Origin of the sequence: Vibrio sp. 10N.261.51.C6, from assembly GCF_041471785.1 — a bacterium.
Taxonomy (GTDB): Bacteria; Pseudomonadota; Gammaproteobacteria; order Enterobacterales; family Vibrionaceae; genus Vibrio; species Vibrio crassostreae_C.
Genome location: NZ_JBFRPB010000007.1, coordinates 68597 through 93607, shown reverse-complemented (window position 1 = coordinate 93607; position 25011 = coordinate 68597). Strand labels below are relative to the sequence as shown.

The window sequence follows — 25011 nt, the reverse complement described above, 5'->3', positions numbered from 1 at the left end:
GGGAGCTAGGAGACATAACCATAGAAAAATGTGATGTTACAATGTTGTTAAATTAGCCAAAGGTCTAACAAAAAGGGATGAATTAGACTGCGAGTCATAAAATTTAACAACTAAATGACTGAGAAACGGTATTTAGCCCTGCTTATGACACGAAGCGAAACATAAGTTTGTTATAGTAACAACGGCACTTTCACCGACCGTGCCTTGCTAAACGGCAGAAGATCAACAAGCTAGTGGCAAAAGATCAACAGGCTTAAAGCTCGGATTTTATTCTTTGGGGGAACGAATTGGACGCAATAACCATTAACCACTTATTCTTGACTGGTGCCGTACTCATCGCCATCAGCGTGCTTTTCTCACAAGTGTCCTCTCGATTGGGCGTTCCTATTCTTTTGATCTTTTTGTTCGTTGGTATGTTAGCGGGTGAAGATGGACCCGGTAATATTCATTTCGATGATTACTCACTGACCTACTTGGTGAGTAACCTTGCGCTTGCCGTGATTCTGTTGGATGGCGGTATGCGAACCAAGGTGGCGAGCTTCAAGGTCGCTTTCTGGCCTTCGCTCTCGCTGGCGACGATAGGTGTCGCATGTACAGCAACCTTAACCGGATTAATGGCGGCTTGGCTGTTTGACTTGTCATTAATGCAGGGCATCTTGGTCGGGGCGATTGTTGGTTCAACCGATGCGGCAGCGGTATTCTCTTTGCTGAAAGGACAGAGTCTCAATGAGCGTGTTGGCTCAACCCTAGAGATCGAATCGGGCACTAACGACCCAATGGCGGTCTTCCTGACGGTGACCTTAATTGCGCTGTTAGGTAACCCTGACGCTGAGATGGGAATGAACTTCCTACTGCAAAGTTTTGCGATGCAGTTTGGTATCGGTACTCTTGTTGGTATTGGCGGCGGCTGGGTTCTATGGAGCTTAATCAATCGAGTACAATTGGCTGATGGCCTTTATTCCATTCTGGTACTCAGTGGGGGCGTGGCTCTGTTTGCGTTCTCTAACATGCTTGGCGGCAGCGGCATCTTATCGATTTACCTAGTGGGCTTGTTCATTGGTAATCGTCCGACGCGCTCGCGACACTCGATTCTTAATGTTCTTGATGGCATGACGTGGCTAAGCCAGATCGTGATGTTCTTGGTATTGGGTTTATTGGTGACGCCATCAACGTTGATGGACATTGCTCTGCCTGCGCTGGCACTGGCCTTCGGTATGATTTTGTTTGCTCGTCCGCTGTCGGTTTGGTTGGGTTTGCTGCCGTTCAGAAGCTTTACCACCAAAGAACGCTGGTTTGTTTCTTGGGTCGGTCTACGCGGCGCGGTACCGATCATTCTGGCGGTGTTCCCGATGATGGCTGGCCTGCCTAATGCTCAGCTTTACTTCAACATCGCGTTCTTCGTGGTTATGGTGTCGCTGATTGTTCAAGGCGGCAGCTTGATGAAAGTCGCGAGATTGGCTCAAGTGACGCTACCTCCAACGCCGACACCGATTTCTCGTACTGGCATTGAAATTTACCCTGCTAGTGAGTGGGAGATGTTTGTCTACAAGCTGAAAGAAGAGAAGTGGTGTGTGGGCGAACCACTAAAGCGTTTGTCTATGCCGGAAGGAACGCGAATTACTGCACTGTTTAGAAAGGATGCCTTGCTTCACCCATCAGGCAGCACCGTGTTAGAGGCGAACGATATCTTATGTGTGCTTGGTCAAGACAAAGATTTGGACAGCTTAAGTTCGTTGTTCAGTGAGGCGCCTCTAGCAGAAGAGGCGGCACGATTCTTTGGTGACTTCTTCTTGGATGTTGAGCTATCAGTTGCGGCAGTGAGTGATTGTTATGGTATTGAACTTGGCTCGGAAGAAGAGCGAGAAATGACGCTAAAACAATTGGTTGCTCAAGAGCTTGGCGCACACTCTGTATTGGGTGATAGCTTTGAGTGGCATGACATCACTTGGGTGGTTGCAGAGATAGATGATCATAAAGTCGTCAGGTTGGGTTTATGTTTACCTAAGACGACTTTAGAAGAGGATATCAGTGAAGCTTAATTGTGGACTTCTTGTAGCAAGATAACCGCTTGAGTACGATTTTTCACATCCAGTTTACGGAAGATGGCCGTCATATGTGCTTTGATGGTCGCTTCCGAAACATTCAATTCATACGCGATTTGCTTGTTAAGCAAGCCGTCAGAAAGCATCCCTAATACCTTGTATTGCTGAGGCGTCAGTGTGGAAATCTTTTCTGCAAGGTCGCTACACGCTGCATTATTGGTGATAAGCCCTTCAGGGAAGAACGGGTCGCCATTCAGCACTTGATTCAGTGCACTCACCAACTCACGCATATCACTCGACTTAGGAATAAAGCCAAACGCACCGTGGCTCTTCACCTGAGTGACCACGCTGGCATCTTCACTGGCAGAAACCACCACAATCGGTAGATCTGGGTATTCAGCGCGCAGTTGAATTAAGCCTGACATGCCATTGGCGCCCGGCATTTTCAGATCGAGCAGTAATAGATCCGGCTCGCCTTCTTTCTTTAGCAGAGTCAGTAAGGCATCGAGAGAATCGGCCTCAAGCAGGTTCGCACCACTGATCGCCATATGAACTGACTGAAACAGGGCGTTGCGAAAGAGAGGGTGGTCATCAGCAATGATGATGGTATAGGTCGAGTCCATGACGTTCATACTTTTAACAATTTAGTTAATATTTATTATCATCCTGATTGAGTATGTGGACAATATCTATGCATTAAAAGTCTGAACCATATCGACTTTTATCCCCGGAATAAGAAAGCGTTACTCTGAATAGCAAAAAAGCCGCACTGCCATCTCGTTACGGAGGGGCGGTGCGGCTTTCGATTCGGCTTATATTTTAGTGAATATTGCCGTTATAGCTGGTGGTTTTGCATGTGTTTTAAGAATACATCGGCAGGCATAAAACCGGTTACACGAGCATTTGGAACATGGTTACCCTCGCCATCCCAGAACTCAATCGTCGGTAAGCCAAGTACCTGTAATTGTTTAAGCAGTTCAATGTCTTGAGGCATGTTTCTCGTTACATCGGCTTGTAGCAATACAAAGTCAGAAAGCTTGTTTTCCACATCAGCTTGATGGAAGGTGTACTTCTCGAACTCTTTACACGCCACACACCAATCGGCGTAGAAGTCGAGCATCACAGGCTTACCGAGTTTCTTCGCTTCGATGAGCTGGATTTCTAGCTCTTCAACCGTGTTGATGCGTGCAAATTGGATGTGCTGTTGTTCTACCGTTACGCTCTTCTCCGCAAACCAATAGTTCAATGCAGGCTGTGCCGAAGCAAACAAGCCAAGCATCGCGATGATGCCTACCGCACTCTGCTTCCAGCCGCCGAATGGCAGTGCATTCTTGCTATGGTACAGCCAACCAAAGGCGATGAAGCCAAGGCCAGACCAAAGCACGGTTGCCCACAATTCAGGAATGATGCGCTCTAGCAGGAAGATAGGTGCTGCCAGCAAGATAAAGCCGAATACGATCTTCACCTTGTCCATCCAGCTGCCCGCTTTAGGCAATAGCTTATTACCAAATACCGCAACTAAAATCAGCGGAATACCCATACCCATGGCTAATGCATACAGAGCAATCGCACCGGTAAAGAGGTCGCCACTCTGAGCCACATACAGCAGCGCGCCTGACAATGGCGCCGTGGTACAAGGTGAACACACCAAGCCAGAGATAGCGCCCATTGCGAATACGCCCAAGGTATTGCCACCTTGCTGCTTGTTGCTTTGGTTGTTGAGCCAAGTTTGGATGCTGCTTGGCAGTTGCAGGTTATAAACGCCAAACATCGACATTGCTAATGCCACGAACAGAACACTCAGCGCGATCAGCACGTAAGGGTGCTGCATAGCGGCTTGGAATTGCATGCCTGCTGAAGCAACCACTAAACCTAATAAGGTGTAGGTTAACGCCATGCCTTGCACGTAAATAAAGGACAGCATCAGCGCGCGACCTTGGCTGAGTTTGCCACCACCTAAAACGATACCCGTTAGAATCGGATACATAGGCAGCACACACGGCGTAAAGGCTAAACCAACACCGAGTGCTAAGAATAATAGAGGGGTCCACCAACTGTCACCGAGCTTATCGGCTAAGCCTGCTTCTTTTGAAACAGGGGCATTTGGCTGTTGAGTCGTGTTACTTACAACGTCTGCTTTCGGAGATGTTGGTTGCGTAGAAACATCGGTTTCGTTGCCAGCAGAAGATGAAGCTTGTGAGTCACTACCTTGCGAATTAGCAGAACCTGTTGCTGTGAAAGGTTCAATGTCGATGATACGAGTCTCTGGTGGGTAGCAGAACCCTGCGTCCGCACAGCCTTGATACTTAACGATCAGCTGTGAGCCATCTTGGTAACTCTGCAGAGGAACTTGCACGAATAACGGCTGAGTATAAATGCTCACCTCACCGAAGAATTCATCTTGGTGCGGCTTACCATCTTCTAATTCAACATTACCGATAGCGAGATTTTGCCCGGTGAACGAGAGGCTATGTTGATAGAGGTAGTAGCCCTCTTTTACTTGCCAGTCGAGAAGTACTTTGTCGTCTTGCTGGTAGTAATTGAAAGGGAAAGCTTGGTCTACAGGGACAAAACCATTGTTATTGCCTCCGAAGCTTGGCTCGGCGTTGTCGTTCCCAAATAGCGCCCACGCAGGCTGGGTGAATAGGGAAACACAAACAAAAAGTAATGTGGCAAGTCGTCGCATACTATTTAGTCATCAAAATGGAGTTGAAGGTATCTTAACTCAATCAGACCGTAATAGTTTGCTATTAGTTTCATCGGCAAACAAATATCCCCTAAGGCGGGATAGCGATTTTATTGGGTAATCGAGTGGGGAGCTGCAATTCAACTTGAGTGACTTGCCTTTGTAAAAGAGACATTTAAGCTACACCCAAGCGTGCTTTTACTACTTGTTCGCAAGCATCAATATTCATCGTATCTTTTGGAATAATAAGCACGGTATCATTACCGCCAACGGTGCCGATAATCTCAGTATGTGGGTCGATATCGACTAATCTTGCGACTAATTGAGCACAACCTGGATGAGTTTTTACGATGACCATCGCTTGGTTATGAGTGATGAATTCGATTTGCGATGAGATGGATGCATCGACACGAACCGGTGCACTTTCAACCGTGATGCAGTAAACCTTTTTACCGCAAGCATTCTGAATTTTGACAACACCAAGCTGTGACAAAATACGAGATACGGTCGATTGGCTGATACCGGTATAGCCAATATCGACGAGTTTCTCTCGCAGTTGATTTTGGGTCGAGAAGCTTTGTTGTTGTAGTAAGCGTTTGCACGCTGCAGTCAGTGTTTTATCTTCAGCTGAATACAAGCAACCGTGCTCAGTGATTGGGTTCATGAACAACTCCTTAAGGTCAACATGTGGTTATCGCTTGTCCATAGCGCCGAGCGTACTCCCAAAGCCGTAGAGTACGATTGTTAAATAGGGCTTACCGATGAATCCCGAAATAAAGAGGGAAGGTATGCGTGATGTATGATCGTCTACCCATTGAGTCTACCACTAAAGGATAGTTATCTTTTTGAAGGGGATCACCAAATAAAATTCTAGTTAATTGCTTTTATTTTGGAGTTTTATTCTTTTGTTAAATGGATATTTATTCCAAGTTTGGCATAAATATCCATCGGTATTAGGGTGCTTTGGAGACCGTGATAATGGCGCTAAGGGTTAGCGAATTTCACTCATGATCTCGCGAGAGAATACTTTTTCACAGTAGTGACATTTTAGCTGCACGTTTTCCTGTTTTAGCTGCACTTTAAAGCTGCTTTCGACAGGTTCACCGTGCGAAATACAGTTGCTATTCGGGCAAGAGTAGACACTGTGGATTTGCTCTGGCAGCACAAGGGTTAGCTTATTAACCACTTTATACTCTTCAATCTGATTGACCGTTGCCTGCGGAGCATAAAGAGCCAATTGGTTGGCTTGTTCCTTGGTCAGGAAGATGTTCTCAATCTTGATTAGATCTTTATGGCCAAGTGCCGATGATGGCAGGTTTAAGCCCATAGTGATGCGCTGTTCTGTCTTGTGTAGCTTAAACAGTTTAAGGATTTTGATACCAAGGTGAGCAGGGATGTGGTCAATCACGCTGCCGTTACGGATCGCTTCTACTTGTAGCTGAGTTTGTTTAACCATGACTGTTTCTCCTGCTTATAAAGTGTCGTTAAGAACTAGGGCCAATAGGGCTTCGCGAGCGTATACACCGTTTTCAGCTTGTTCGAAGTAGTAAGCGTGTGGCGTTTTATCAACGTCGGTGGTGATTTCGTCGACGCGTGGCAGCGGGTGAAGTACCTTCATGTTTTGACGAGCGTCTTTCAATGTATCGGCGGTGAGGATGTAAGCCGATTTCATGTGTGCGTATTCCGACGCATCAAAGCGCTCTTTCTGCACGCGAGTCATGTACAGAACATCCAGTTCCGGCACGACTTCTTCAATGCTGCTGTGAGTGCTGTATTGGATGCCCATCTCTTCCAATTCTTTACAGATGTAATCTGGCATCTCTAAGACTTCTGGCGCGATAAAGAAGAAACGCACGTTATTGAATTTCGATAGTGCTTGGGTCAATGAGTGCACGGTACGGCCATATTTTAGGTCGCCGACGAACGCCACATTGAGGTTATCGAGCGTGCCTTGTGTTTCGTAAATCGAGAACAGGTCCAGCAAGGTTTGCGTCGGGTGCTGGTTAGCACCGTCGCCGCCGTTTACTACCGGCACACCGTTAGAAAATTCAGACGCTAAACGTGCTGCCCCTTCTTGTGGGTGACGCATTACAAAGGCATCGACGTAGGATGAAATAACCTGCACTGAATCGGCAAGTGTTTCGCCTTTCTTCGCCAGTGAGGTGTTACCGCCATTATCAAAGCCAATGACCGTGCCACCAAGGCGCTGGACGGCGGTCTCAAATGAAAGGCGAGTTCGAGTTGAAGGCTCAAAGAAGCAGCTCGCCACCACCTTATTTTTCAGCAGCTCTGGATTTGGCTCTGCTTTGAGTCTTGCGGCAGTATCGACGATAAGCTCCAGTTCATCACGAGAGAGCTCTGGAATGGAGATGATGTGCTTGTTAAATAACGAATGCGCCATAACGGGTCTTCCTTTTTCTATGCATACAGTCAAATTGCGGACAAAAAAAAGCCCCCTAAAAATAGGAGGCTTCGAAACGATCAATAGAGCAAAATAAAAATGACACCACCGCCACTCTTTGGCGTGTAGTTTGACAATTATGTGCGACAGAATTGCGGTTCATTTTTTGCTCTCTTTAGACAAATTGCGGAGGATTATACTCAGATAAAAAGGCCATGCAATACTTTCCGTAAAGTATTCATTTAATGGATTTTTATGCGAAATCACGTCCGTTTCTAGTTTCCATTTAAGCCTTTGTTGGAACTGCGAATCTCAGGCTTTTTCAGGTAATAATCTTTTCAAGGACATGAAAAAAAATGCGGGTTTTATCCAAGGTCAAAATCCCAAGAACGCCACCCGCATTTCCCTGTTATTGCACTTAGCTTGTCAATTTATTGCGAACAAGTGCGTGCTTAACTTCTTAACTTCTTAGCTGCCTAGTGTCGCAACCATTACTGCTTTGATGGTGTGCATGCGGTTTTCTGCTTCATCGAACACGATTGAGTATTCAGACTCGACCACTTCATCCGTCACTTCTACGCCATCTTTAAGCTGTGGATATTCAGCAGCAAGTTGTTTGCCGACTGTTGTATCTTCGCCGTGGAAAGCGGGTAGGCAGTGCATGAATTTCACATGTGGGTTGCCTGTTGCTTTGATCATTTCCATGTTCACTTGGTAAGGCATCATTAGGTTGATACGCTCAGCCCATGCTTCTTTCGCTTCGCCCATCGATACCCAAACGTCGGTGTAAAGGAAGTCACAACCTTGCACGCCTTCTTGAACATCTTCAGTCAGTGTGATTTTGCCGCCTGTGTGCTCTGCAATTTCACGACACTGAGCCAATAGCTCTTCTTGTGGCCAGAACTGTTTTGGAGCAACAAGGCGAATGTCCATGCCCATTTTCGCAGCGCCAACCATCAGAGAGTTACCCATGTTGTTACGAGCATCACCTAGGTAAGCAAAGCTGATTTCATGCAGTTGTTTACCACGGCCATATTCGGTCATGGTTAGGAAGTCAGCAAGAATTTGTGTTGGGTGGAATTCGTCAGTTAGACCATTCCATACTGGCACGCCAGCGTAAGCGCCTAGCTCTTCAACGATTTCTTGACCGAAGCCGCGATATTCAATGCCATCGTACATGCGGCCAAGAACGCGAGCGGTATCTTTCATTGATTCTTTGTGGCCAATTTGAGAGCCAGATGGGCCTAAGTAAGACACTCGAGCGCCTTGGTCGAATGCCGCTACTTCGAATGCGCAGCGAGTACGAGTAGAGGTTTTCTCAAAGATAAGCGCAATGTTTTTGCCAGTTAGTGTTGGCTGTTCGTAACCGTTGTACTTCGCTTTTTTTAGCTCCATAGAAAGATCTAACAAGTGTTGAATTTCGCGTGGAGTGAAATCTAGTAATTTTAGGAAGTTACGATTGCGTAGGTTAAAAGCCATGATGTATTCCTTCTTAGATTTAGGCGCTTTCTTGTTACAGGGAAAGAAAATTCAAGAAAGCGCGATTCAATTTTTGTGTATTAATTTCAGTTCAAACGGTGATTCAGTTTTCTCGCAAGGTTTGAAAAGCTCGCGAGTAGATTAATCTTTGGTGATGTTGGTGCCCGCCAAGCCTTGCAGGATTTGCAAACCATCTTCGAGTGCACCAATACCGACGACTTTGCCGCCTTGCTGAATGAATTCGCACGATGCTTCAATTTTTGGTCCCATAGAGCCTGCATCAAATTCGAATTTCGCCAGTTCACTTGGTGTGGTGCTGCGCAGTGCGTGTTGAGTCGGTTTGCCCCAATCAAGGTAAACAGCGTCCGCGTCGGTCAAAATAAGCAGTGCATCCGCATCCAGTTGTTTCGCTAAGAAAGCCGCTGACATGTCTTTGTCGATAACCGCTTCAACACCCACTAATTTGCCGTTCTCTTTTTTCACTGGGATGCCACCGCCGCCAGTACAAATCACTAGGTGGCCTGCATCGATAAGTTGGGTGATCGCTTCGTGCTCAACAATGCCAGTAGGGCGTGGGCTTGGCACAACGCGACGGAAGTGTTGGCCGTCTGGTTTGACGATCCAGTGGAATTTCTCCGCCAATTCACGCGCTTCCGCTTCTTCGTAGATCGGGCCAATCGGCTTCGTTGGATCGGCGAATGCAGGATCGTTTGGATCAACGGTCATTTGCGTCAACATGCACGAGATGTTGCGGTTAGGTAGATAGTTCTTGAACTCTTGCATCAGCATGTAGCCGATCATGCCTTGAGTCTCACTGCCCAATACATCTAGCGGATACGGGTTTACTTTTTTGTATTCCAAACCTTGCAGAGCCAGTAAACCAACTTGTGGGCCATTACCATGTACTAGAACCACGTTGTACACTTTCGCGATTTCAGAGATGGTTTTAACCGCTGTTTCAATATTACGGCGTTGAACATCGGCTTCTAACGGCTCACCGCGACGAAGTAAGGCATTACCGCCGAGTGCAACAACAACAGTTTGCTTAGTCATAATTGTGTTCTCTCATTTTGGCCAAGCTGAGATTATTTAAGATCATTCAACTTGGCCGTTTTCGTCTTAGTGATTAGATACCATCACGCTCAATTGGGCAGCTCATGCAGCGTGCGCCACCGCGACCGCGGCCAAGTTCATCTCCAGGGATAGGAAGAACTGTGATGCCTGCTTTATCGTATTTTTCATTGGTGTAGGTGTTGCCTTCGTAGCCAATCACAACGCCAGGTTTAACCGTTAGAACGTTGTTTGCATCGTTCCACTGCTCACGTTCTGCATGGAAGTTGTCACCACCGGTCGTGATTAGGTTTAGCTTGTCTACGCCAAGTGCTTTTTCGATAGCTGTTACGAAGTAGCCTTCTTCTTTCACTTTCACTGCGCCAGACTCATCACCAGTTAGGTTCCAGCACTGTAGGTCTTTACTCACCACTTCAGGGTAAACAGAGAACGTATCTTCGTTCATGTGCGTCATAACGGTGTCTAAGTGCATGCAAGAGCGGTGTTTTGGTAGCTGCATTGCGATAACTTGTTTCGCTTGACCGTGTTTGAATAGGCTCGATGCTAAGTGCTCAACACCTTGTGCTGTTGTACGCTCAGACATACCGATAAGAACCGTACCGCGACCGATTACAAGAACGTCACCGCCTTCAATGGTTGAGTTGTCGTAGCTGATGTTTTCTTCATCGCCGAAGTACTTAATGAAGTCTTGGCCAGCAAATGTTGGGTGCCAGCGGTAAATAGCGCGAACGTGGTTGGTTTCACGTTGACGAGCAGGTTTCGCCATCGGGTTGATGGATACGCCACCGTATACCCAGCAAGATGTGTCACGAGTAAATAGGTGGTTTGGTAGCGGTTCGATAATGAAGTCGGTTGGTGCGTGCATGCCTTGCATCATTGAAGATGATTTCATTGGCATCTCAGCGTAAGACAGACCACCCGTTAGGATTTTTGCTAGTTCTAGGTTTGGTAAGTCGCCCAAGTAGCAGCGCACATCGTTAGCAAAGGTTTTGCCTAAGCGGTAATCAGAAACTTGATGATTCAAAAGCCAATCTTTCGCTTCTGGCACTGCTAGCGTGTCTGCTAGTAGGTCAGTAAGAAGAAGAACTTCAACACCTTGATCACGCAGCGTTTGAGTAAATGCGTCATGCTCTTTACCAGCACGTTCAACAGCCAGTACGTCATCAAATAGTAAATCGTGACAGTTAGAGGGTGTTAGGTGAGTCAGTGCGCGTCTTGGACGGTGAACTAGAACGCGGCGTAATTGACCTATTTCAGAACCTACATAGAACTTACTCATGATCGTCTCTCTCTTATATATTTGAATTACTTTTATCGCTAAGAGTAATTATTTATTTTCAGTTGAGAAGAATGAATTATTTATTCATATCTCTTGTCTGGAATTAATATTACGCCTGCTAGTCAGGTATTCTTAGAGATCTATCACAAATCGTTTTTTATCCCGCAGCCCTTTAAAATTAAGGGTTTTAACAAACTTTATGCACTTTCAGTTATGAATAATACATTCTAAATAGTTAGCAGTTAGGGAACTTTATGCACGCTTTTTTGACGAAACTTACTAGAATCTAATTTACGAGGGATTATATGCAGAATAGTTTTATTGATAAGAGTGTACTTAGCTTGGAAGTATGCAGTGTTTTTATTTAGATATTTAATTTTGGATGTGGAATTAATTGTTTATTAACAAAGTAAATGCGAATAAAGCTGTTGCGATCACATTTTAAAATCGGCTGTTTAAGTGTGTTTTTTGATAGAAAAGGGCATTAATCCTCGTCTGTTTATTAGGCTATTAATTACTTTAAATATAATTAACGCTAATAAGTGACTAACTATTTGTTTAAACATCATGGTTGAAAATAGAGTGTTATTTCATCAAGAAAATTAGATGTTTAAAAGTAGGATTGATTCTTCTATTGCGAGTGCTTTGAGTTTAGTTGAGCTTGGCTACGAACAGAAGAACCTTGAATATCGCGTGTATGGCTTTGAGGAGCTGTTTCAGTGGCAGAGGGTTACATTGAGAGGGAACAATAAAAAAGCCGCTGTGAGAAGCGGCTTTGGATGAGAAAGGAGTGAAGTGCTGTTAGTTAGATCAGCGCACCAATACTCAGTACAACAATGCAGAACACCATCAATATACCGACTAGTGGCATCACCCATTTAACCCAGCGCACGTAAGGGACACGAGCAATCGCCAAACCACCCATCACCACCGCGGAGGTTGGGGTGATTAGGTTCACCAAGCCAGATGCAGATTGGTACGCAGTGATAACCAAGTCACGACCTACGCCAGCAAAGTCGGCCAGTGGTGCCATGATTGGCATGGTCAGTACCGCTAAGCCAGAGGTCGATGGCACTAAGAACGACAGTAGAATCTCTAAGAAGAACATCACGTTAATGAAGATAACCGAAGAAAGCCCCGTTACCATCTGTTCTGCTGAGAAGAGAATGGTATCGGTGATCATACCGCGGTCCATCACCACTACGATACCACGTGCAATACCTATGATGAGCGCAACGCCAAGTAGGTCGCGGGCACCATCAATGAAGCTGGTGGTAAACTCTTCTTCGCTCATGCGAGCCACAATACCAACGATGATGGTTGCTGCTAAGAACATCGCTGAGATCTCAGCCATCCACCATCCAGCAACGGATACACCATAAATCATTACAGCGAACGAGCCACCAAAAATGGTCAGAATCAGTTTGCGAGTCGCGGTGAATTCAAGTTTTTCGCCGCTCGCATTACCTAAGAAGTGCGCTTTGTTCTCTTCGTATTTGTCGAACACAATGGATTTCGAAGGATCTGCTTGAACCATTCTTGCGTAACGCATTACATAGGCAACACAAATACCCCAACCAATAATCAACATCGCAATGCGCAACACGATACCGTCTGTAAATGGAATACCAGAGGCGTTGGCAGCGATCACGGTTGCGAATGGGTTAATCGTTGAACCCAGCACCCCAATACCTGCACCAAGCAGTACGGTCGCAGCGGCAACAAGAGGGTCAAAGCGAGCTGCCATCATTACCGGCACTAGCAATGTATAGAAGGGCAGTGATTCTTCCGCCATGCCGTAGACGGTACCACCTGCGGCAAATAGCGCCATCAGTATTGGTATCATCAACTCTTCTCGCCCTTCTAAGCGGGCGGTGACGCGCTCGATACCGGCATCAATGGCACCCGTTTTGGTTACTAGCCCTAAGAAGCCACCAATGATTAAGATGAACAGCGAAACGTCGATAGCCGCCGCTTCATAGCTATTGTGGTCATAGAAGCCGTCAATAGGCGCGAGCAGTACATCAATCACGCCTTGAGGGTTACCTTCTACCGTTTGATAGGTTCCGGTTACGGGTACTTCTCGGCCTAGCTCTTCATTCATTGCACGGTCGTATTGGCCTGCTGGAACAATCCAGGTAAGCAGTGCGACGAACGCAATCAGAATAAATAGAATGGTGTAGGCAGAAGGGAATTTAAAGTTGGCAAAGAAGCCGCCCTTTTTTTTCTCGCTTGGTATCGTTTGAGTTGTCATGGCTATCTCCTTACATCATCTTAAATAGAAGTGATGTGAATTAGCGACTAATGATTTATAGATTGTAAATACACGGACACTTATAAAGCACTCAACGATATAAAGTTGCTGACTTTAAATTAAGGTTGTTTTTATATTTACCAATCCAAATGAAGTTAGATTTAATTTAGCTGCGGTTATTTTATTCCTTACTCCGGTATTTAAGTTTGGTGCTGTTCACAAAAATAATGGCTAATGAAAGGGCTAAAAAATGGCAGAAAATCGTCAAGGTTTTTTGGTTAGTTAGCTTGGATTAATATTCGTTGTGGATTAACTGGAAGTGGAAGGAGATTGATTTGGTAGGTGTTGTTTATGATTAGGCAGAATAATCTTGGAATTTTATTCAAACTTTATTTTTAGGCGGTTTTTAAAGTTTATAATGGTTATTTGATGCGTATCAAATAACACATTGAGCAGAAAACAAAAAAGGAAGCCGAAGCTTCCTTTTAAATGTTCAATCACCAGCGAATGTTAGATAAACAGACCGCCGAATGCGAAGCCGAGTGCTACCGCAGTACTGATTGTTACCACACCTGGAATGAAGAATGGGTGGTTGAATACGTAGTTACCGATACGCGTTGAGCCTGTGTCATCCATCTCAACCGCTGCTAGTAGCGTAGGGTAAGTTGGAAGTACGAACAGCGCACTTACCGCAGCAAAAGAAGCAACGGCTGTTAGTGGTGCTACGCCAATCGCTAGTGCTGCAGGCATCAGTGCAACTGTTGTTGCGCCTTGAGAGTAAAGCAGCATAGAAGCGAAGAACAGAACAAGAGCCAGCATCCATGGGTAGTCAGCCAGTAGAGCGCCTGCTACGTCTTTGATTTCAGCAACGTGTGCGTTTACAAACGTTGAACCTAACCAAGCCACACCAAGTACACATACACATGCCGTCATACCAGAACGGAACGTTGGTGCTGAAGAAATCTTCGCTGCATCAATCTTAGTGAACATCACGATAGCCGCTGCTGCTGCCAGCATTACAGACATGATCGCTTCGTTACGACCTAGCGCCGGGTTTTCAATTAGGCCAACAGAGCTAGAGATAGCCGCTGCGTAACAAACCACGAAACCAATTGCAGCTAGGAAGATGTACGTTGCTTTCTTCGCTGTAGGTAGAATTTCGCGTTTCTCTTCTGTTGCTAGCTTGATTAGACCTTTCTCTAGACGTTCTTGATAAACAGGATCGTCTTTCAATTCGCTACCCATGTAGTTAGCAACAACCGCACCAACCATACAAGCGATGAAGGTTGTTGGGATACAAACCATCAATAGCGTTAGGTAATCAACACCAAATGGTGCCAACATTGCTGCGAAAGCCACAACTGCAGCCGAGATTGGCGAAGCTGTGATAGCAATTTGAGAAGCGACAACTGCGATAGACAGTGGACGAGAAGGACGAACACCTTGGCCTTTCGCTACTTCTGCAATAACAGGAAGCGTAGAGAATGCTGTGTGACCAGTACCCGCCATTAATGTCATTACAAAGGTCACAATCGGCGCGTAAAAGGTGATGCGTTCAGGGTGTTTACGCAAAAAGTTTTCGGCAATTTGTACCAACCAGTCCATACCGCCAGCAACTTGCATTGCAGCAATTGCGGTGATAACTGACATGATGATCAAGATTACGTCGATCGGGATGAAAGATTGGCTTGTTGGAACGCCAAGAATAAGTGAAAGGGCAATAACACCAGCACCACCGGCAAAACCAATACCGATACCGCCAATTCTGGCCCCCAAAAAGATAAAGAGCAGGACGACAAACAGTTCTACTGCAATCATAAGTAACACCTCATTTAGATTTTATTATGTGAACATTCGCCGCTGGAATGTTCACATAATAGTTCTATGGTTTAGATTCAATTTGGCAAAAGCGCAACCAACGGAAATCCACAAAATAATCATGGTTAACCGTATTGGAGCCTAAAAAAGGGCTCCGTTTGGAACCCTTTCTCGCTAACTTTATTCGTAGCGCTTCGCTTTATACTGAGGATGCATCAAATTTTCAACAGAGAAAATGTCATCAAGTTCTTCTTCGGTCAATAAACCGCGTTCTAGAACTACATCACGAACACTCTTACCTGTTTCTGCACAGATCTTACCAACAATGTCACCTTCGTGGTGGCCAATGTATGGGTTTAGGTAAGTGACGATACCGATAGAGTTAAATACGTGCGCTTCACATACTTCTTTGTTTACCGTAATGCCGTCTACACACTTGTCGCGTAGGTTCACACAAGCGTTTGTTAGGATGTCTAGAGACTCAAACATGCTTTGTGCAATAACAGGTTCCATTACGTTCAGTTGAAGTTGACCACCTTCCGCAGCGAAAGAAACCGTGTTGTCGTTACCTAGAACTTTGAAGCAAACTTGGTTTACTACTTCAGGTACAACTGGGTTTACTTTAGCAGGCATGATTGAAGAACCTGCTTGCAGTTCAGGTAGGTTTAGCTCGTTCAAACCAGTACGTGGACCTGAAGAAAGTAGACGCAAGTCGTTACAGATCTTAGATAGCTTAACTGCTAGACGCTTAAGTGCGCCGTGCGTCATTACGTATGCGCCACAGTCAGACGTTGCTTCGATTAAATCTTCAGCCGCTACACACTCTAGGCCTGTTACTTCTGCTAGGTGTTTCACTGCTAGGCCTTGGTAACCCGGTGCTGCGTTCAGACCTGTACCGATAGCCGTTGCGCCTAGGTTTACTTCAAGCAGTAGTTTTGAAGTGTATTCTAGGTTTTTGATTTCTTCATTGATGGTTACAGCCCAAGCGTGGAACTCTTGGCCAACCGTCATTGGAACTGCGTCTTGAAGCTGAGTACGACCCATCTTCAAAATCGTGTTGAATTCTTGGCTCTTAAGCTCGAATGCACCTTTTAGGTATTCGATCGCATCAATCAGTTTACGAACGCTGTTGTAAACAGAGATACGGAAGCCAGTTGGGTAAGCACAGTTTGTAGATTGGCTGCGGTTTACATGGTCGTTCGGGTTGATGAACTCGTATTGGCCTTTTTCTTTGCCCATAAGTTCAAGAGCCACGTTCGCAACAACTTCGTTTGCGTTCATGTTTACAGAAGTACCAGCACCACCTTGGAAAACGTCCGATGGGAACTGATCCATGCACTTACCCGTGTCTAGAATTAGGTCACAAGCTTGGATTATGTATTTAGCCACTTCGCTTGGAATTACACCTAACTCTTTGTTTGCTAAAGCCGCTGCTTTCTTAGTCATCACCATACCGCGAACGAATTCAGGTACATCTGAGATCGTTACATTTGAGATGTTGAAGTTTTCAACTGCGCGTAGAGTGTGGATGCCGTAGTAAGCATCAGCCGGAACATGACGTTGACCTAATAGATCTTCTTCGAGACGAGTAGCTTGAGGAGCTTCAACTTGAGCTTCTGATTGAGTAGCCATAACAGGATCCTTAGAGAATTATTCTGATTATATAGTTAGTTATTAGCCTATTCTGTGTGCAAATACTCCGTTCGCTAGAATATTGGGCTGATAAATCCGTCCTGACTTATGTGGCACATGATACTGTACTTAGCGCATAAAAATATTAAGTGGATCACCTTTTTCAGTTTTGTTTCGTCAATATTTTGCAAAGTTATTCTTGGTCAATAAACACGCTTATTTACAGGATAAATTTGAGATTGTTAGGGCTTTCAGCGTAAACTGCAAGTAACAAAGGAGGGCGTGTGTTTCCTATCTTATTATTACTATTTATCTTCGTACCCATCATTGAGATTGGGCTATTTATTCAAGTTGGTGGCTTCTTAGGATTGTGGCCAACTATTGCGTTGGTTTTGATCACTGCATTTGTGGGTGCATCGCTGGTTCGTAGCCAAGGCATTCAGACACTTATGTCTGTGCAAGGTCGTTTGCAACAAGGCGAAATGCCAGCACAACAGATTCTTGAAGGCGTGATGCTTGCAGTTGCCGGTGTATTGCTGCTGACTCCGGGTTTTATGACGGACGCACTCGGTATGTTGGTATTATTGCCAGCACCAAGAGCGATGATTGCCAAGAAAATGATGGAAAAAATGGTGGTGACCAACATGTCTGGTGGTTTCCATGCCGGTGGACAAGCTGGTTTTGGCCAGAGCCCATTTGGACAAGACCCATTCAATCGCGATCCATCTGACCAATCAAAAGACGGCAACACCTTTGAAGGTGAGTTTGAGAAGAAAGACGACGACAACGATCGTAACCGCTTAAACTAATCCGTTGTTTCTATTCTTTGTTTTTCTCTCTTCTTTATATAGAGGGAAAACAGAAAAGGCTCTTACCTTTATCCTTCGCAAGAAAGTGATAATGGTAAGAGCCTTTTTTATTGTCTGTCGCTAGCTGTTACTTACTGTTTACTATCGATAACAGATAACAGATAACAGATAACAGATAACAGATAAAAGATAAGCTTGAGTGTTCGGTTATACCGCGCCTTCAAAACCCATTTGTCGCCATGCTTCAAAAGCAATGATTGCCACTGCGTTAGACAGGTTGAGGCTGCGCGCGTCTGGCATCATTGGAATACGAATGCGTTGTTCCATTGGCATGCTTTCAATGAACTCAGCAGGCAGGCCGCGAGTCTCTGGGCCAAACATCAACACATCACCTTGTTGGAATTTTGCATCAACGTGGTGACCTGTCGTTTTAGTGGTGCAGGCAAAGATGCGGAAGTCACCCTCGCGTTCATTCTCAAGATACTCAAGGAAAGCTTCTAGGTTCTTGTGACGCTTAACTCGCGCAAGGTCGTGGTAATCCAAGCCAGCACGACGAACCTTCTTCTCTTCAAAATCAAAGCCAAGCGGTTCAATCAGGTGCAGGTTTGCGCCGCAGTTAGCACATAGGCGGATGATGTTACCCGTATTGGGTGCAATTTCTGGTTCGTATAGAGCGATATCAAACATGTTGGTTCACAAGAGTAATCAAAGATAGCCCGAGTATACGGTGGCAAGCTGAGTGAGTACAGTTCACCACCATTCGCTTACGCTTTATTCGCGAGTGCTTGTGCGTAGTTTTCAGCAACCGCCTTCCAATTCACCACATTCCACCATGCGTTGATGTAATCAGGACGACGGTTTTGGTAGCTGATGTAGTAGGCGTGTTCCCAAACATCGAGCGCAAGAATCGGTTCGCCATCACTGACAACGGTATCCATCCACGGATTATCTTGGTTCGAGGTTGAGATGATCTTCAGTTGCCCTTGCTCTACCACTAGCCAAGCAAAGCCGGAGCCAAAGGTATTGATCGCCGCTTGGGCGAACTGATCTTGGAATGTCTCGAAATCTCCGAAGGTACTCTTGATAGCCTCACCAAGCTCGCCCGTAGGTTCACCACCGCCGTCTCGCGACATGCAGTTCCAGTACAAGATGTGATTGTAGTAGCCACCGCCATTGTTACGAACAGCCGGGCTGTGCTGAGAGATGTTGGCGAAGATCTCGGTCAGAGATTGCTGTTCTAGCTCGCTGCCAGACACCGCCGCAACAAACTTATCGTAGTAGGTTCTATGGTGCTTGCTGTAATGCACTTCCATTGTCTTAGCGTCAATGTAAGGCTCTAGGGCATCGTAAGCGTAGGGTAAAGCAGGGAAAGTGTGCGACATGGTAAATCCTCCTTAATTAGAGGATTTACCATAATGGTAATGACAATCATTATCAACTGCGATCTTTGTGGGGGTATTACACCGGTAAGATAGGCAGGGTGATTTCGAGTTGTAATCCACCGAGCTGGCTGCGGGTTGCGGTGATGGTTCCGCTGTGTTGGCGAATCGCACTTTCAGTAATGGTTAATCCAAGCCCTGTGCCGCCAGAGTTTCTGTCACGCGCTGTTGAGACACGGTAAAAAGGTCTGAAGATAGAATCGAGTTCATCCTCTGGAACACCATCACCATTATCATTGACGCAAATTGTTAGCTGATCTTGAACCACATGGAACTGTACATCCACTTGGTCTTTACCGTAGTAGATGGCATTGCGTGTAATGTTGTCTAGCGCACTCATCAGCAGTTTAGGGTTCCCCGAAATAGAGCGTTCTGGGATCTCCGAGAACGTCAGTTGTTTGCCCATCTGTTCGGCTTCAAACTCTGCGTCTTTTAAGATCTCTTCCCATAGGCTCGAGATAGGCTGAACCTCACGAGTAATATGGCTGTCGACCTGCATACGAGATAGCGTCAGCAGCTCACTGATCATCTGTTCCAAACGCTGTGCTTCGGTATCAATGCGTTCTAACTCTTGGCTCTCGCCTTGTTTACGAATCGCCAGTGCATTGGCCATGCGCAGGCGAGTCAGTGGGGAGCGGAGCTCGTGTGAGATATCAGAGAGCAGGCGTTGTTGCCCCGAAATCATCTGGTTCACCGCTTCGACCATCTGGTTAAAGCTTTCACCAGCTTGTCTGAACTCTGAAGTACCTTTTTCGAGTGTTGGATCGACCTCGAATTGACCTTTCGCCACGCGTTGTGCCGCGCGTTCTAGCCTGCGAGCGGGTTGACTCAGTGCCCAAGCTAACCAAAGTAATAGCGGGGTACTCGCCAACATCACGGCAAGCAATAGCTGCAGAGGTCTATCAAACAGGCGCAGTAAGAATGGCGGTGGTTGGTTCCACTTCACTCCGGCATACATCAGCAACTCTTCACCAGCGAGAGTAATTGGCACTGGCCCTGCGACCATGTAGTGTCCGTAGAGTTTTTGCTTCGGTATCTCAGGGTTATCAATCGAGGTAACAAAGTTACGAATCGCCTTTAGCTTATAGTCTGAATGCCTTTTCGAGGTAAGGACTGCGCCCTCAAGATCGGTCAGGTAGATGCGAGCTCTAGAATCCTTGCGGCTGCGTGGCGCCTCCAGTTGGAAGACAATCTTGCCCAGATTAGGTTCTTTGGCGTAGCGTTTCTCTGTGATTTTAGCGATACGCTCGAGTTTATCGAGGTGATCTGCGGGCACATCGCGCGCGACTCGAGGGTCTAAATGGGGAAGTGACAGTACCGACAAAAGCACCAGTAACATGGTGAACCAAAAGATAGCAAAGATACGTCCATATAAGCTGGTGATTTTAGGTATACGCATTAATCTTCCTCTACCAGTAAGTAGCCACGGCCTCGTAAGGTTTTGATACGTGATTTGCCGTCAGTGCGCTCAGGAATCTTCTTACGTAGATTAGAGATGTGCATGTCTATCGCGCGGTCAAACGCTGCGAGCCTTTTACCTAATACATCTAGGCTCAATGCTTCTTTGGTGATCACTTGCCCTGGGTTTTGGATAAGGTGACTCAGTAGGGCGAACTCGGTTGTGGTGAGGTCGATGAGCTCCCCATTGCAGTAGGCTTCTTGTTTGCCAGGGAAGACTTCGATGTCTTGATATTGAACTCTATCACTGGCCGCCTTAGGTGCGGTGTTGGTTTGAGTACGACGCAAGATAGCTCGAATACGAGCTAACAACTCTCGGTCACTGAAAGGTTTAGGCAGGTAATCATCCGCGCCAAGTTCAAGACCAATCACACGGTCGATCTCTTCGCCTTTTGCGGTCAGCATTAGTACCGGCGTTTCCCAATTTTCCCTCAGCTTTTTTAGCGTTTCCATGCCATTAAGGCGCGGCATCATCACATCCAAAAGGACCAGATCAATCTCATCATTGATCGCTTCAAGCCCGGCATAGCCATCATTGGCTTCGGAGACAGTGAAGCCCTCAAAGCTCAAAATGTCTTTAAGTAAGCTGGTTAACTCTGTGTCGTCATCAATAAGAAGAATGTTCGCCATTGGGAAGCCTTAATCATTTAGTTAGGTTAATAATACTGCTAATTATTCGTCAACTTTCACTCTTTACGATTCTTTACGCTTTCTAAACGTCACTTTACGAGGGAAAGACTAATCTATATTCAAGCGCTGAGAAACAGACGCAACACATGACTTATTATACCGAATTGAGGCAACAATTATGAAAATGACTAAGAAACTTGTACTAGCAGCTGCGGCACTTCCACTTATTTTTGGTACAGCAAGCGCGTATGCTTACGGTGGTGGTGATAAAGGTGACCACAAAGGTATGCACGACAAGTGTGGCGGTTTCGATAAAAAAGTAATGCGCCAACTAGACCTAACCGACGCTCAAAAAGAACAGTTAAAAGAGATGCGTGAAGCAGACCGTGCTGAGATGAAAGCAAAGCGCGGTGCAAACAAAACGGCAAAAATGGCGCAAATGAAAGCGCATCACGAAAAGGTTCAAGCATTGGTACTTGCTGACAACTTTGACGAAGCAGCAGCAAACGACCTAGCAAGCCAAATGGTTGAGAAGCAAACTGAGCGTCGCGTAGCAATGCTTAAGAAGCAACACCAAATGATGAGCGTACTAACGGCTGAGCAAAAGACTCAACTGAAAGAAATCCAACAAGAGCGCATGACTAAGTGTGCTGACAAAATGGGAAAACGCATGAACAAAGACAAGTAATTCATTGCTTGAAAAATCAGCGTTGAATGAAAGTGTTTAGAAAGAAGCGGCCGAGTGCCGCTTTTTTTGATCCTTAAAAATGAATGTTTTACATCATGGCTGTCATATTCAATTGGTGGTTTGCAGGTTATACTTTGTGCTATCAGTCACTTTATAGCCAAGTTATGAAACAAGAATACGCACGTTTAGTTACGCTCGCCGCTTGGGCAGCCACCACCATCGCCACTATTTTATTGATAGTGAAAGTCGCAGCTTGGTGGGTGACAGGTTCCGTGAGTCTGTTGGCTTCCGTCGTGGATTCAATGCTGGATATCGCGGCCTCTGTCGTTAACCTTATCGTGGTTCGTTACTCTCTGCAGCCTGCCGACAAAGAGCACACCTTTGGTCATGGTAAGGCTGAATCCCTAGCTGCATTAGCGCAAGCGATGTTTATTTCAGGCTCTGCATGTTTCCTTATTCTCAATGGTATTGAGCGCTTCTTCCGACCTCATGAACTGAATTCTCCAGAGATTGGTATCTATGTCAGCTTATTTGCGATGGTGATGACCTTCGGTTTGGTTCGATTCCAAAAGCATGTGGTCAACAAAACAGGCAGCCAAGCTATTGCGGCCGACTCTCTGCACTATCAATCAGACCTTTATATGAACGCTGCGATCATGCTGGCACTGGCATTGAGCTGGTTTGGGATTGGTCAGGCGGACTCAGTATTCGCGGTCGGTATCGGTATCTACATTCTGTACAGCGCTTATCAAATGGCGATGGAAGCGGTTCAGTCTCTGCTTGATCATAAGCTGCCAGATGATGAGCTGAAACAGATTAAAGAGACATCATTGAGCGTGGAAGGCGTGTTGGGTGTGCATCAATTACGAACGCGTCGCTCGGGGCCAATACGCTTCATCCAACTGCATCTAGAATTGGAAGATAATATCCCACTTATTGAAGCGCATCGCATTTCTGACGAAGTAGAGGCTAAGCTTATCTCCGTGTTCCCTGATGCTGATGTATTAATTCACCAAGACCCGTATTCGGTCGTATTTGGACCAGAGAAGCAGCAGAAATTCCACTCGTGGTAATGCGTGCTAAAAATCAGCGGGCAAATGGTAAGTGAGTGGCTTTTGAACTAAAGTGAGTAAAAATTATTAACTGTTAGGTGATTCAAAAACCACCTTAGTAACAATTAATGTTGATTCTGATGTGAATCAACAAAGTTATTGAGTAAAACTGTAATACTCTTACAGAAGTAGAAATGTTACATAATTTTACGCGATTTGAGTGCTATTCCTGTTGAGGAAATGTAACATAACGCACAAATATAGATTTAAAATCTTGTTGATATACAATCAGCAAGAACAAGAATTGAATAATAGATTCCCAAAAATCGAGGGTGAGCATGATTAAGAAGATCGGTGTTTTGACCAGTGGTGGTGACGCTCCAGGTATGAACGCAGCAGTTCGCGGCGTTGTTCGTACTGCGTTATCAGTTGGCATTGAAGTTTACGGTATTTACGATGGCTACCAAGGCCTTGTTGAAGACCGTATCGAAAAGCTTGACCGTTCAAGCGTATCTGACGTGATCAACCGTGGTGGTACTTTCTTAGGTTCTGCACGTTTCCCTGAATTTAAAGACGTTGCTGTTCGTGAGAAAGGCATTGAGAACCTTAAGAAACACGGTATCGAAGCACTTGTTGTTATCGGTGGTGACGGTTCTTACATGGGTGCTAAGAAGCTGACTGAAATGGGTTACCCATGTATTGGTCTTCCAGGCACAATCGATAACGATATCGCGGGTACTGACTACACAATCGGTTACCTTACAGCGCTTAACACTGTTATTGATTCAATTGACCGTCTACGTGACACGTCTTCTTCTCACCAACGTATTTCTATTGTTGAAATCATGGGCCGTCACTGTGGTGATCTTACGCTTATGTCAGCAATCGCGGGTGGTTGTGAGTACATCATTACTCCAGAGACTGGCCTAGATAAAGAACAGCTTATCAGCAACATCCAAGATGGTATTGCGAAAGGTAAGAAGCACGCAATCATCGCTCTAACTGAGCTAATGATGGATGCTAACGAACTGGCTAAAGAGATCGAATCTTCAACAGGTCGTGAAACTCGTGCAACGGTTCTTGGTCACATCCAACGTGGTGGTCGTCCTACTGCATTTGACCGTGTATTGGCTTCTCGCATGGGTAACTACGCTGTTCACCTTCTTCAAGAAGGTCACGGTGGTCGTTGTGTGGGTATCGAGAAAGAAGAACTTGTTCACCACGACATCATCGATTGTATCGAGAACATGCAGAATCCAGACCGTTCTGAGCTGTTCCGCGTTGCAGAAGAGTTGTTCTAAGCCACGCTTAGCGTTCTCTTAAAGAATTTAAAAACCGCTGATTATTCAGCGGTTTTTTTGTGCCTGCCGTTTGGGTTTCAGAAACGACAGGCAATAAAAAAGGCCAACCTAAGTTGACCTTTCATCTAATCTAAACGGTGAGGTTTAAATTAAGCTTTTGCTTCAGCTGCTGCTTTAGCGATAGCTGCGAAGCTTTTCGCGTCTAGAGCTGCGCCGCCAACTAGAGCACCGTCGATGTCTGGTTGTGCGAAGTAAGCTGCTGCGTTTTCTGGCTTAACAGAACCGCCGTATTGGATAACAACTTTCTTAGCAACTTCTTCAGATTTCTCTGCGATGTGTGCACGGATTTGAGCGTGGATGCGTTGTGCATCTTCAGCTGTAGCTGCTTTACCAGTACCGATAGCCCAGATTGGTTCGTAAGCGATGATAGCGCCTTCAAGAGCTTCAACACCTTGAGTGTTGATAACAGCGTCAAGTTGACGAGCACATACTGCAACAGTTTCGCCTGCTTCGTTTTGTGCTTCAGATTCACCGATACAAAGAACTGGAGTTAGGCCGTTCTCTTTTAGGAATGCGAATTTCTTAGCTACGAACTCATCTGATTCGTTGTGGTATTCACGACGCTCAGAGTGACCGATGATGATGTGAGATGCGCCGAACTCTTTAAGCATTGCTGGAGACATGTCGCCAGTGAATGCACCGCTGTTGTTTAGGTCAGAGTTTTGAGCACCTAGGATGATCGCGCTGCCCGCTTCAGTAAGCGTACGCTCTGCTAGATCAACGAAAAGTGCTGGTGGAGCAACTGCTACGTCTACGCCTGTTACGCCTTCAAGTTCAGCGTTAAGACCGTTTAGTAGATCAACAACCATTTCTTTGCTGCCGTTTAGTTTCCAGTTACCCATAACTACAGGATGACGCATAGGAATATCTCCAAAGTATTTAAATAAATCGAATGTAAAAAAGTAAACTTTA

General features: G+C 45.7%; 21 protein-coding genes. 5 read left to right on the top strand and 16 right to left on the bottom strand.

Annotated elements, in window-relative coordinates:
* Window positions 1–287: 287 nt before the first annotated feature.
* Window positions 288–2039 carry a potassium/proton antiporter gene (locus AB4375_RS01355; protein WP_017066561.1) on the top strand — a complete coding sequence of 584 codons (1752 nt, stop codon included), beginning with the start codon at window positions 288–290 and terminating at the stop codon, window positions 2037–2039.
* Here the strand turns inward: AB4375_RS01355 and AB4375_RS01350 are convergent.
* The 11 genes from AB4375_RS01350 to aspA form a co-directional block, all read right to left on the bottom strand.
* A complete protein-coding gene (locus AB4375_RS01350; RefSeq protein ID WP_017062717.1) occupies window positions 2036–2665 on the bottom strand; it encodes a response regulator transcription factor in 630 nt (209 codons plus the stop codon). The two genes, AB4375_RS01355 and AB4375_RS01350, sit on opposite strands and share 4 nt — an antisense overlap.
* Before the next feature lie 212 nt (window positions 2666–2877).
* Entirely contained in the window at window positions 2878–4728 is a 1851-nt protein-coding gene (locus tag AB4375_RS01345) for a protein-disulfide reductase DsbD (protein WP_017066562.1), read from the bottom strand.
* A gap of 175 nt (window positions 4729–4903) precedes the next feature.
* Complete coding sequence (locus tag AB4375_RS01340; protein WP_017063664.1) at window positions 4904–5392, bottom strand: arginine repressor; 489 nt, start codon at window positions 5390–5392, stop codon at window positions 4904–4906.
* A gap of 327 nt (window positions 5393–5719) precedes the next feature.
* Entirely contained in the window at window positions 5720–6184 is a 465-nt protein-coding gene (gene pyrI, locus AB4375_RS01335) for an aspartate carbamoyltransferase regulatory subunit (RefSeq protein WP_017062720.1), read from the bottom strand.
* Window positions 6185–6199: 15 nt separating this feature from the next.
* Window positions 6200–7129 carry an aspartate carbamoyltransferase gene (gene pyrB / locus AB4375_RS01330; RefSeq protein WP_372050889.1) on the bottom strand — a complete coding sequence of 310 codons (930 nt, stop codon included), beginning with the start codon at window positions 7127–7129 and terminating at the stop codon, window positions 6200–6202.
* Between the two features lie 468 nt (window positions 7130–7597).
* On the bottom strand, window positions 7598–8608 hold the full coding sequence (locus AB4375_RS01325) for an ornithine carbamoyltransferase (RefSeq protein WP_017063666.1): 1011 nt from the start codon (window positions 8606–8608) through the stop codon (window positions 7598–7600).
* A 141-nt stretch (window positions 8609–8749) separates the two neighbouring features.
* Entirely contained in the window at window positions 8750–9661 is a 912-nt protein-coding gene (gene arcC, locus AB4375_RS01320; RefSeq protein WP_017062723.1) for a carbamate kinase, read from the bottom strand.
* A gap of 73 nt (window positions 9662–9734) precedes the next feature.
* Window positions 9735–10958 (bottom strand): arginine deiminase, encoded by a 1224-nt coding sequence (gene arcA, locus AB4375_RS01315; protein WP_372050888.1) that lies wholly within the window; start codon window positions 10956–10958, stop codon window positions 9735–9737.
* Between the two features lie 805 nt (window positions 10959–11763).
* On the bottom strand, window positions 11764–13212 hold the full coding sequence (locus tag AB4375_RS01310) for a YfcC family protein (RefSeq protein WP_372050887.1): 1449 nt from the start codon (window positions 13210–13212) through the stop codon (window positions 11764–11766).
* A gap of 510 nt (window positions 13213–13722) precedes the next feature.
* Complete coding sequence (locus tag AB4375_RS01305; RefSeq protein ID WP_017061168.1) at window positions 13723–15030, bottom strand: anaerobic C4-dicarboxylate transporter; 1308 nt, start codon at window positions 15028–15030, stop codon at window positions 13723–13725.
* 180 nt (window positions 15031–15210) lie between these two features.
* Window positions 15211–16662: an aspartate ammonia-lyase gene (gene aspA, locus AB4375_RS01300; RefSeq protein WP_017063668.1), complete on the bottom strand. Its 1452-nt coding sequence runs from the start codon at window positions 16660–16662 to the stop codon at window positions 15211–15213.
* Window positions 16663–16946: 284 nt separating this feature from the next.
* Here aspA and AB4375_RS01295 point away from each other — a divergent pair, with 284 nt between their 5' ends.
* A complete protein-coding gene (locus AB4375_RS01295; RefSeq protein ID WP_012604974.1) occupies window positions 16947–17471 on the top strand; it encodes an FxsA family protein in 525 nt (174 codons plus the stop codon).
* A gap of 207 nt (window positions 17472–17678) precedes the next feature.
* Here AB4375_RS01295 and trmL read toward each other — a convergent pair whose 3' ends face one another.
* The 4 genes from trmL to AB4375_RS01275 all read right to left on the bottom strand — a co-directional run bounded on the left by trmL (window position 17679) and on the right by AB4375_RS01275 (window position 20998).
* On the bottom strand, window positions 17679–18158 hold the full coding sequence (gene trmL, locus AB4375_RS01290) for a tRNA (uridine(34)/cytosine(34)/5-carboxymethylaminomethyluridine(34)-2'-O)-methyltransferase TrmL (protein WP_009844716.1): 480 nt from the start codon (window positions 18156–18158) through the stop codon (window positions 17679–17681).
* A 77-nt stretch (window positions 18159–18235) separates the two neighbouring features.
* The gene (locus tag AB4375_RS01285; protein ID WP_017066564.1) at window positions 18236–18853 is read right to left on the bottom strand and encodes a superoxide dismutase; all 618 of its coding nucleotides are present in this window, start codon (window positions 18851–18853) and stop codon (window positions 18236–18238) included.
* Between the two features lie 76 nt (window positions 18854–18929).
* On the bottom strand, window positions 18930–20309 hold the full coding sequence (gene cpxA / locus AB4375_RS01280; protein WP_017068848.1) for an envelope stress sensor histidine kinase CpxA: 1380 nt from the start codon (window positions 20307–20309) through the stop codon (window positions 18930–18932).
* Complete coding sequence (locus AB4375_RS01275; protein ID WP_017066566.1) at window positions 20309–20998, bottom strand: response regulator; 690 nt, start codon at window positions 20996–20998, stop codon at window positions 20309–20311. The genes cpxA and AB4375_RS01275 overlap by 1 nt, the downstream gene beginning before the upstream one ends.
* A 178-nt stretch (window positions 20999–21176) precedes the next feature.
* On the opposite strand from AB4375_RS01275, the gene AB4375_RS01270 reads away from it, so the two are divergent.
* The 3 genes from AB4375_RS01270 to pfkA all read left to right on the top strand — a co-directional run bounded on the left by AB4375_RS01270 (window position 21177) and on the right by pfkA (window position 24039).
* Window positions 21177–21686 carry a CpxP family protein gene (locus AB4375_RS01270; RefSeq protein ID WP_017063671.1) on the top strand — a complete coding sequence of 170 codons (510 nt, stop codon included), beginning with the start codon at window positions 21177–21179 and terminating at the stop codon, window positions 21684–21686.
* Between the two features lie 164 nt (window positions 21687–21850).
* Window positions 21851–22759, top strand: coding sequence for a CDF family cation-efflux transporter FieF (gene fieF / locus AB4375_RS01265; RefSeq protein ID WP_029235400.1), 909 nt, complete (start codon window positions 21851–21853; stop codon window positions 22757–22759).
* A 317-nt stretch (window positions 22760–23076) separates the two neighbouring features.
* Window positions 23077–24039, top strand: a complete 963-nt coding sequence (gene pfkA / locus AB4375_RS01260) for a 6-phosphofructokinase (protein WP_017061160.1) — start codon at window positions 23077–23079, stop codon at window positions 24037–24039.
* Window positions 24040–24188: 149 nt separating this feature from the next.
* Here the strand turns inward: pfkA and tpiA are convergent, their stop codons facing one another.
* Entirely contained in the window at window positions 24189–24959 is a 771-nt protein-coding gene (gene tpiA, locus AB4375_RS01255) for a triose-phosphate isomerase (protein ID WP_017061158.1), read from the bottom strand.
* Window positions 24960–25011: the final 52 nt, after the last annotated feature.

Bases quoted from the DNA above. Each gene is read 5' to 3' on its own strand.
- AB4375_RS01350 (WP_017062717.1), bottom strand. From the start codon at position 2,665: ATGGACTCGACCTATACCATCATCATTGCTGATGACCACCCTCTCTTT.
- AB4375_RS01345 (WP_017066562.1), bottom strand. From the start codon at position 4,728: ATGCGACGACTTGCCACATTACTTTTTGTTTGTGTTTCCCTATTCACC.
- AB4375_RS01340 (WP_017063664.1), bottom strand. From the start codon at position 5,392: ATGAACCCAATCACTGAGCACGGTTGCTTGTATTCAGCTGAAGATAAA.
- pyrI (WP_017062720.1), bottom strand. From the start codon at position 6,184: ATGGTTAAACAAACTCAGCTACAAGTAGAAGCGATCCGTAACGGCAGC.
- pyrB (WP_372050889.1), bottom strand. From the start codon at position 7,129: ATGGCGCATTCGTTATTTAACAAGCACATCATCTCCATTCCAGAGCTC.
- AB4375_RS01325 (WP_017063666.1), bottom strand. From the start codon at position 8,608: ATGGCTTTTAACCTACGCAATCGTAACTTCCTAAAATTACTAGATTTC.
- arcC (WP_017062723.1), bottom strand. From the start codon at position 9,661: ATGACTAAGCAAACTGTTGTTGTTGCACTCGGCGGTAATGCCTTACTT.
- arcA (WP_372050888.1), bottom strand. From the start codon at position 10,958: ATGAGTAAGTTCTATGTAGGTTCTGAAATAGGTCAATTACGCCGCGTT.
- AB4375_RS01310 (WP_372050887.1), bottom strand. From the start codon at position 13,212: ATGACAACTCAAACGATACCAAGCGAGAAAAAAAAGGGCGGCTTCTTT.
- AB4375_RS01305 (WP_017061168.1), bottom strand. From the start codon at position 15,030: ATGATTGCAGTAGAACTGTTTGTCGTCCTGCTCTTTATCTTTTTGGGG.
- aspA (WP_017063668.1), bottom strand. From the start codon at position 16,662: ATGGCTACTCAATCAGAAGCTCAAGTTGAAGCTCCTCAAGCTACTCGT.
- trmL (WP_009844716.1), bottom strand. From the start codon at position 18,158: ATGTTTGATATCGCTCTATACGAACCAGAAATTGCACCCAATACGGGT.
- AB4375_RS01285 (WP_017066564.1), bottom strand. From the start codon at position 18,853: ATGTCGCACACTTTCCCTGCTTTACCCTACGCTTACGATGCCCTAGAG.
- cpxA (WP_017068848.1), bottom strand. From the start codon at position 20,309: ATGCGTATACCTAAAATCACCAGCTTATATGGACGTATCTTTGCTATC.
- AB4375_RS01275 (WP_017066566.1), bottom strand. From the start codon at position 20,998: ATGGCGAACATTCTTCTTATTGATGACGACACAGAGTTAACCAGCTTA.
- AB4375_RS01270 (WP_017063671.1), top strand. From the start codon at position 21,177: ATGAAAATGACTAAGAAACTTGTACTAGCAGCTGCGGCACTTCCACTT.
- fieF (WP_029235400.1), top strand. From the start codon at position 21,851: ATGAAACAAGAATACGCACGTTTAGTTACGCTCGCCGCTTGGGCAGCC.
- pfkA (WP_017061160.1), top strand. From the start codon at position 23,077: ATGATTAAGAAGATCGGTGTTTTGACCAGTGGTGGTGACGCTCCAGGT.
- tpiA (WP_017061158.1), bottom strand. From the start codon at position 24,959: ATGCGTCATCCTGTAGTTATGGGTAACTGGAAACTAAACGGCAGCAAA.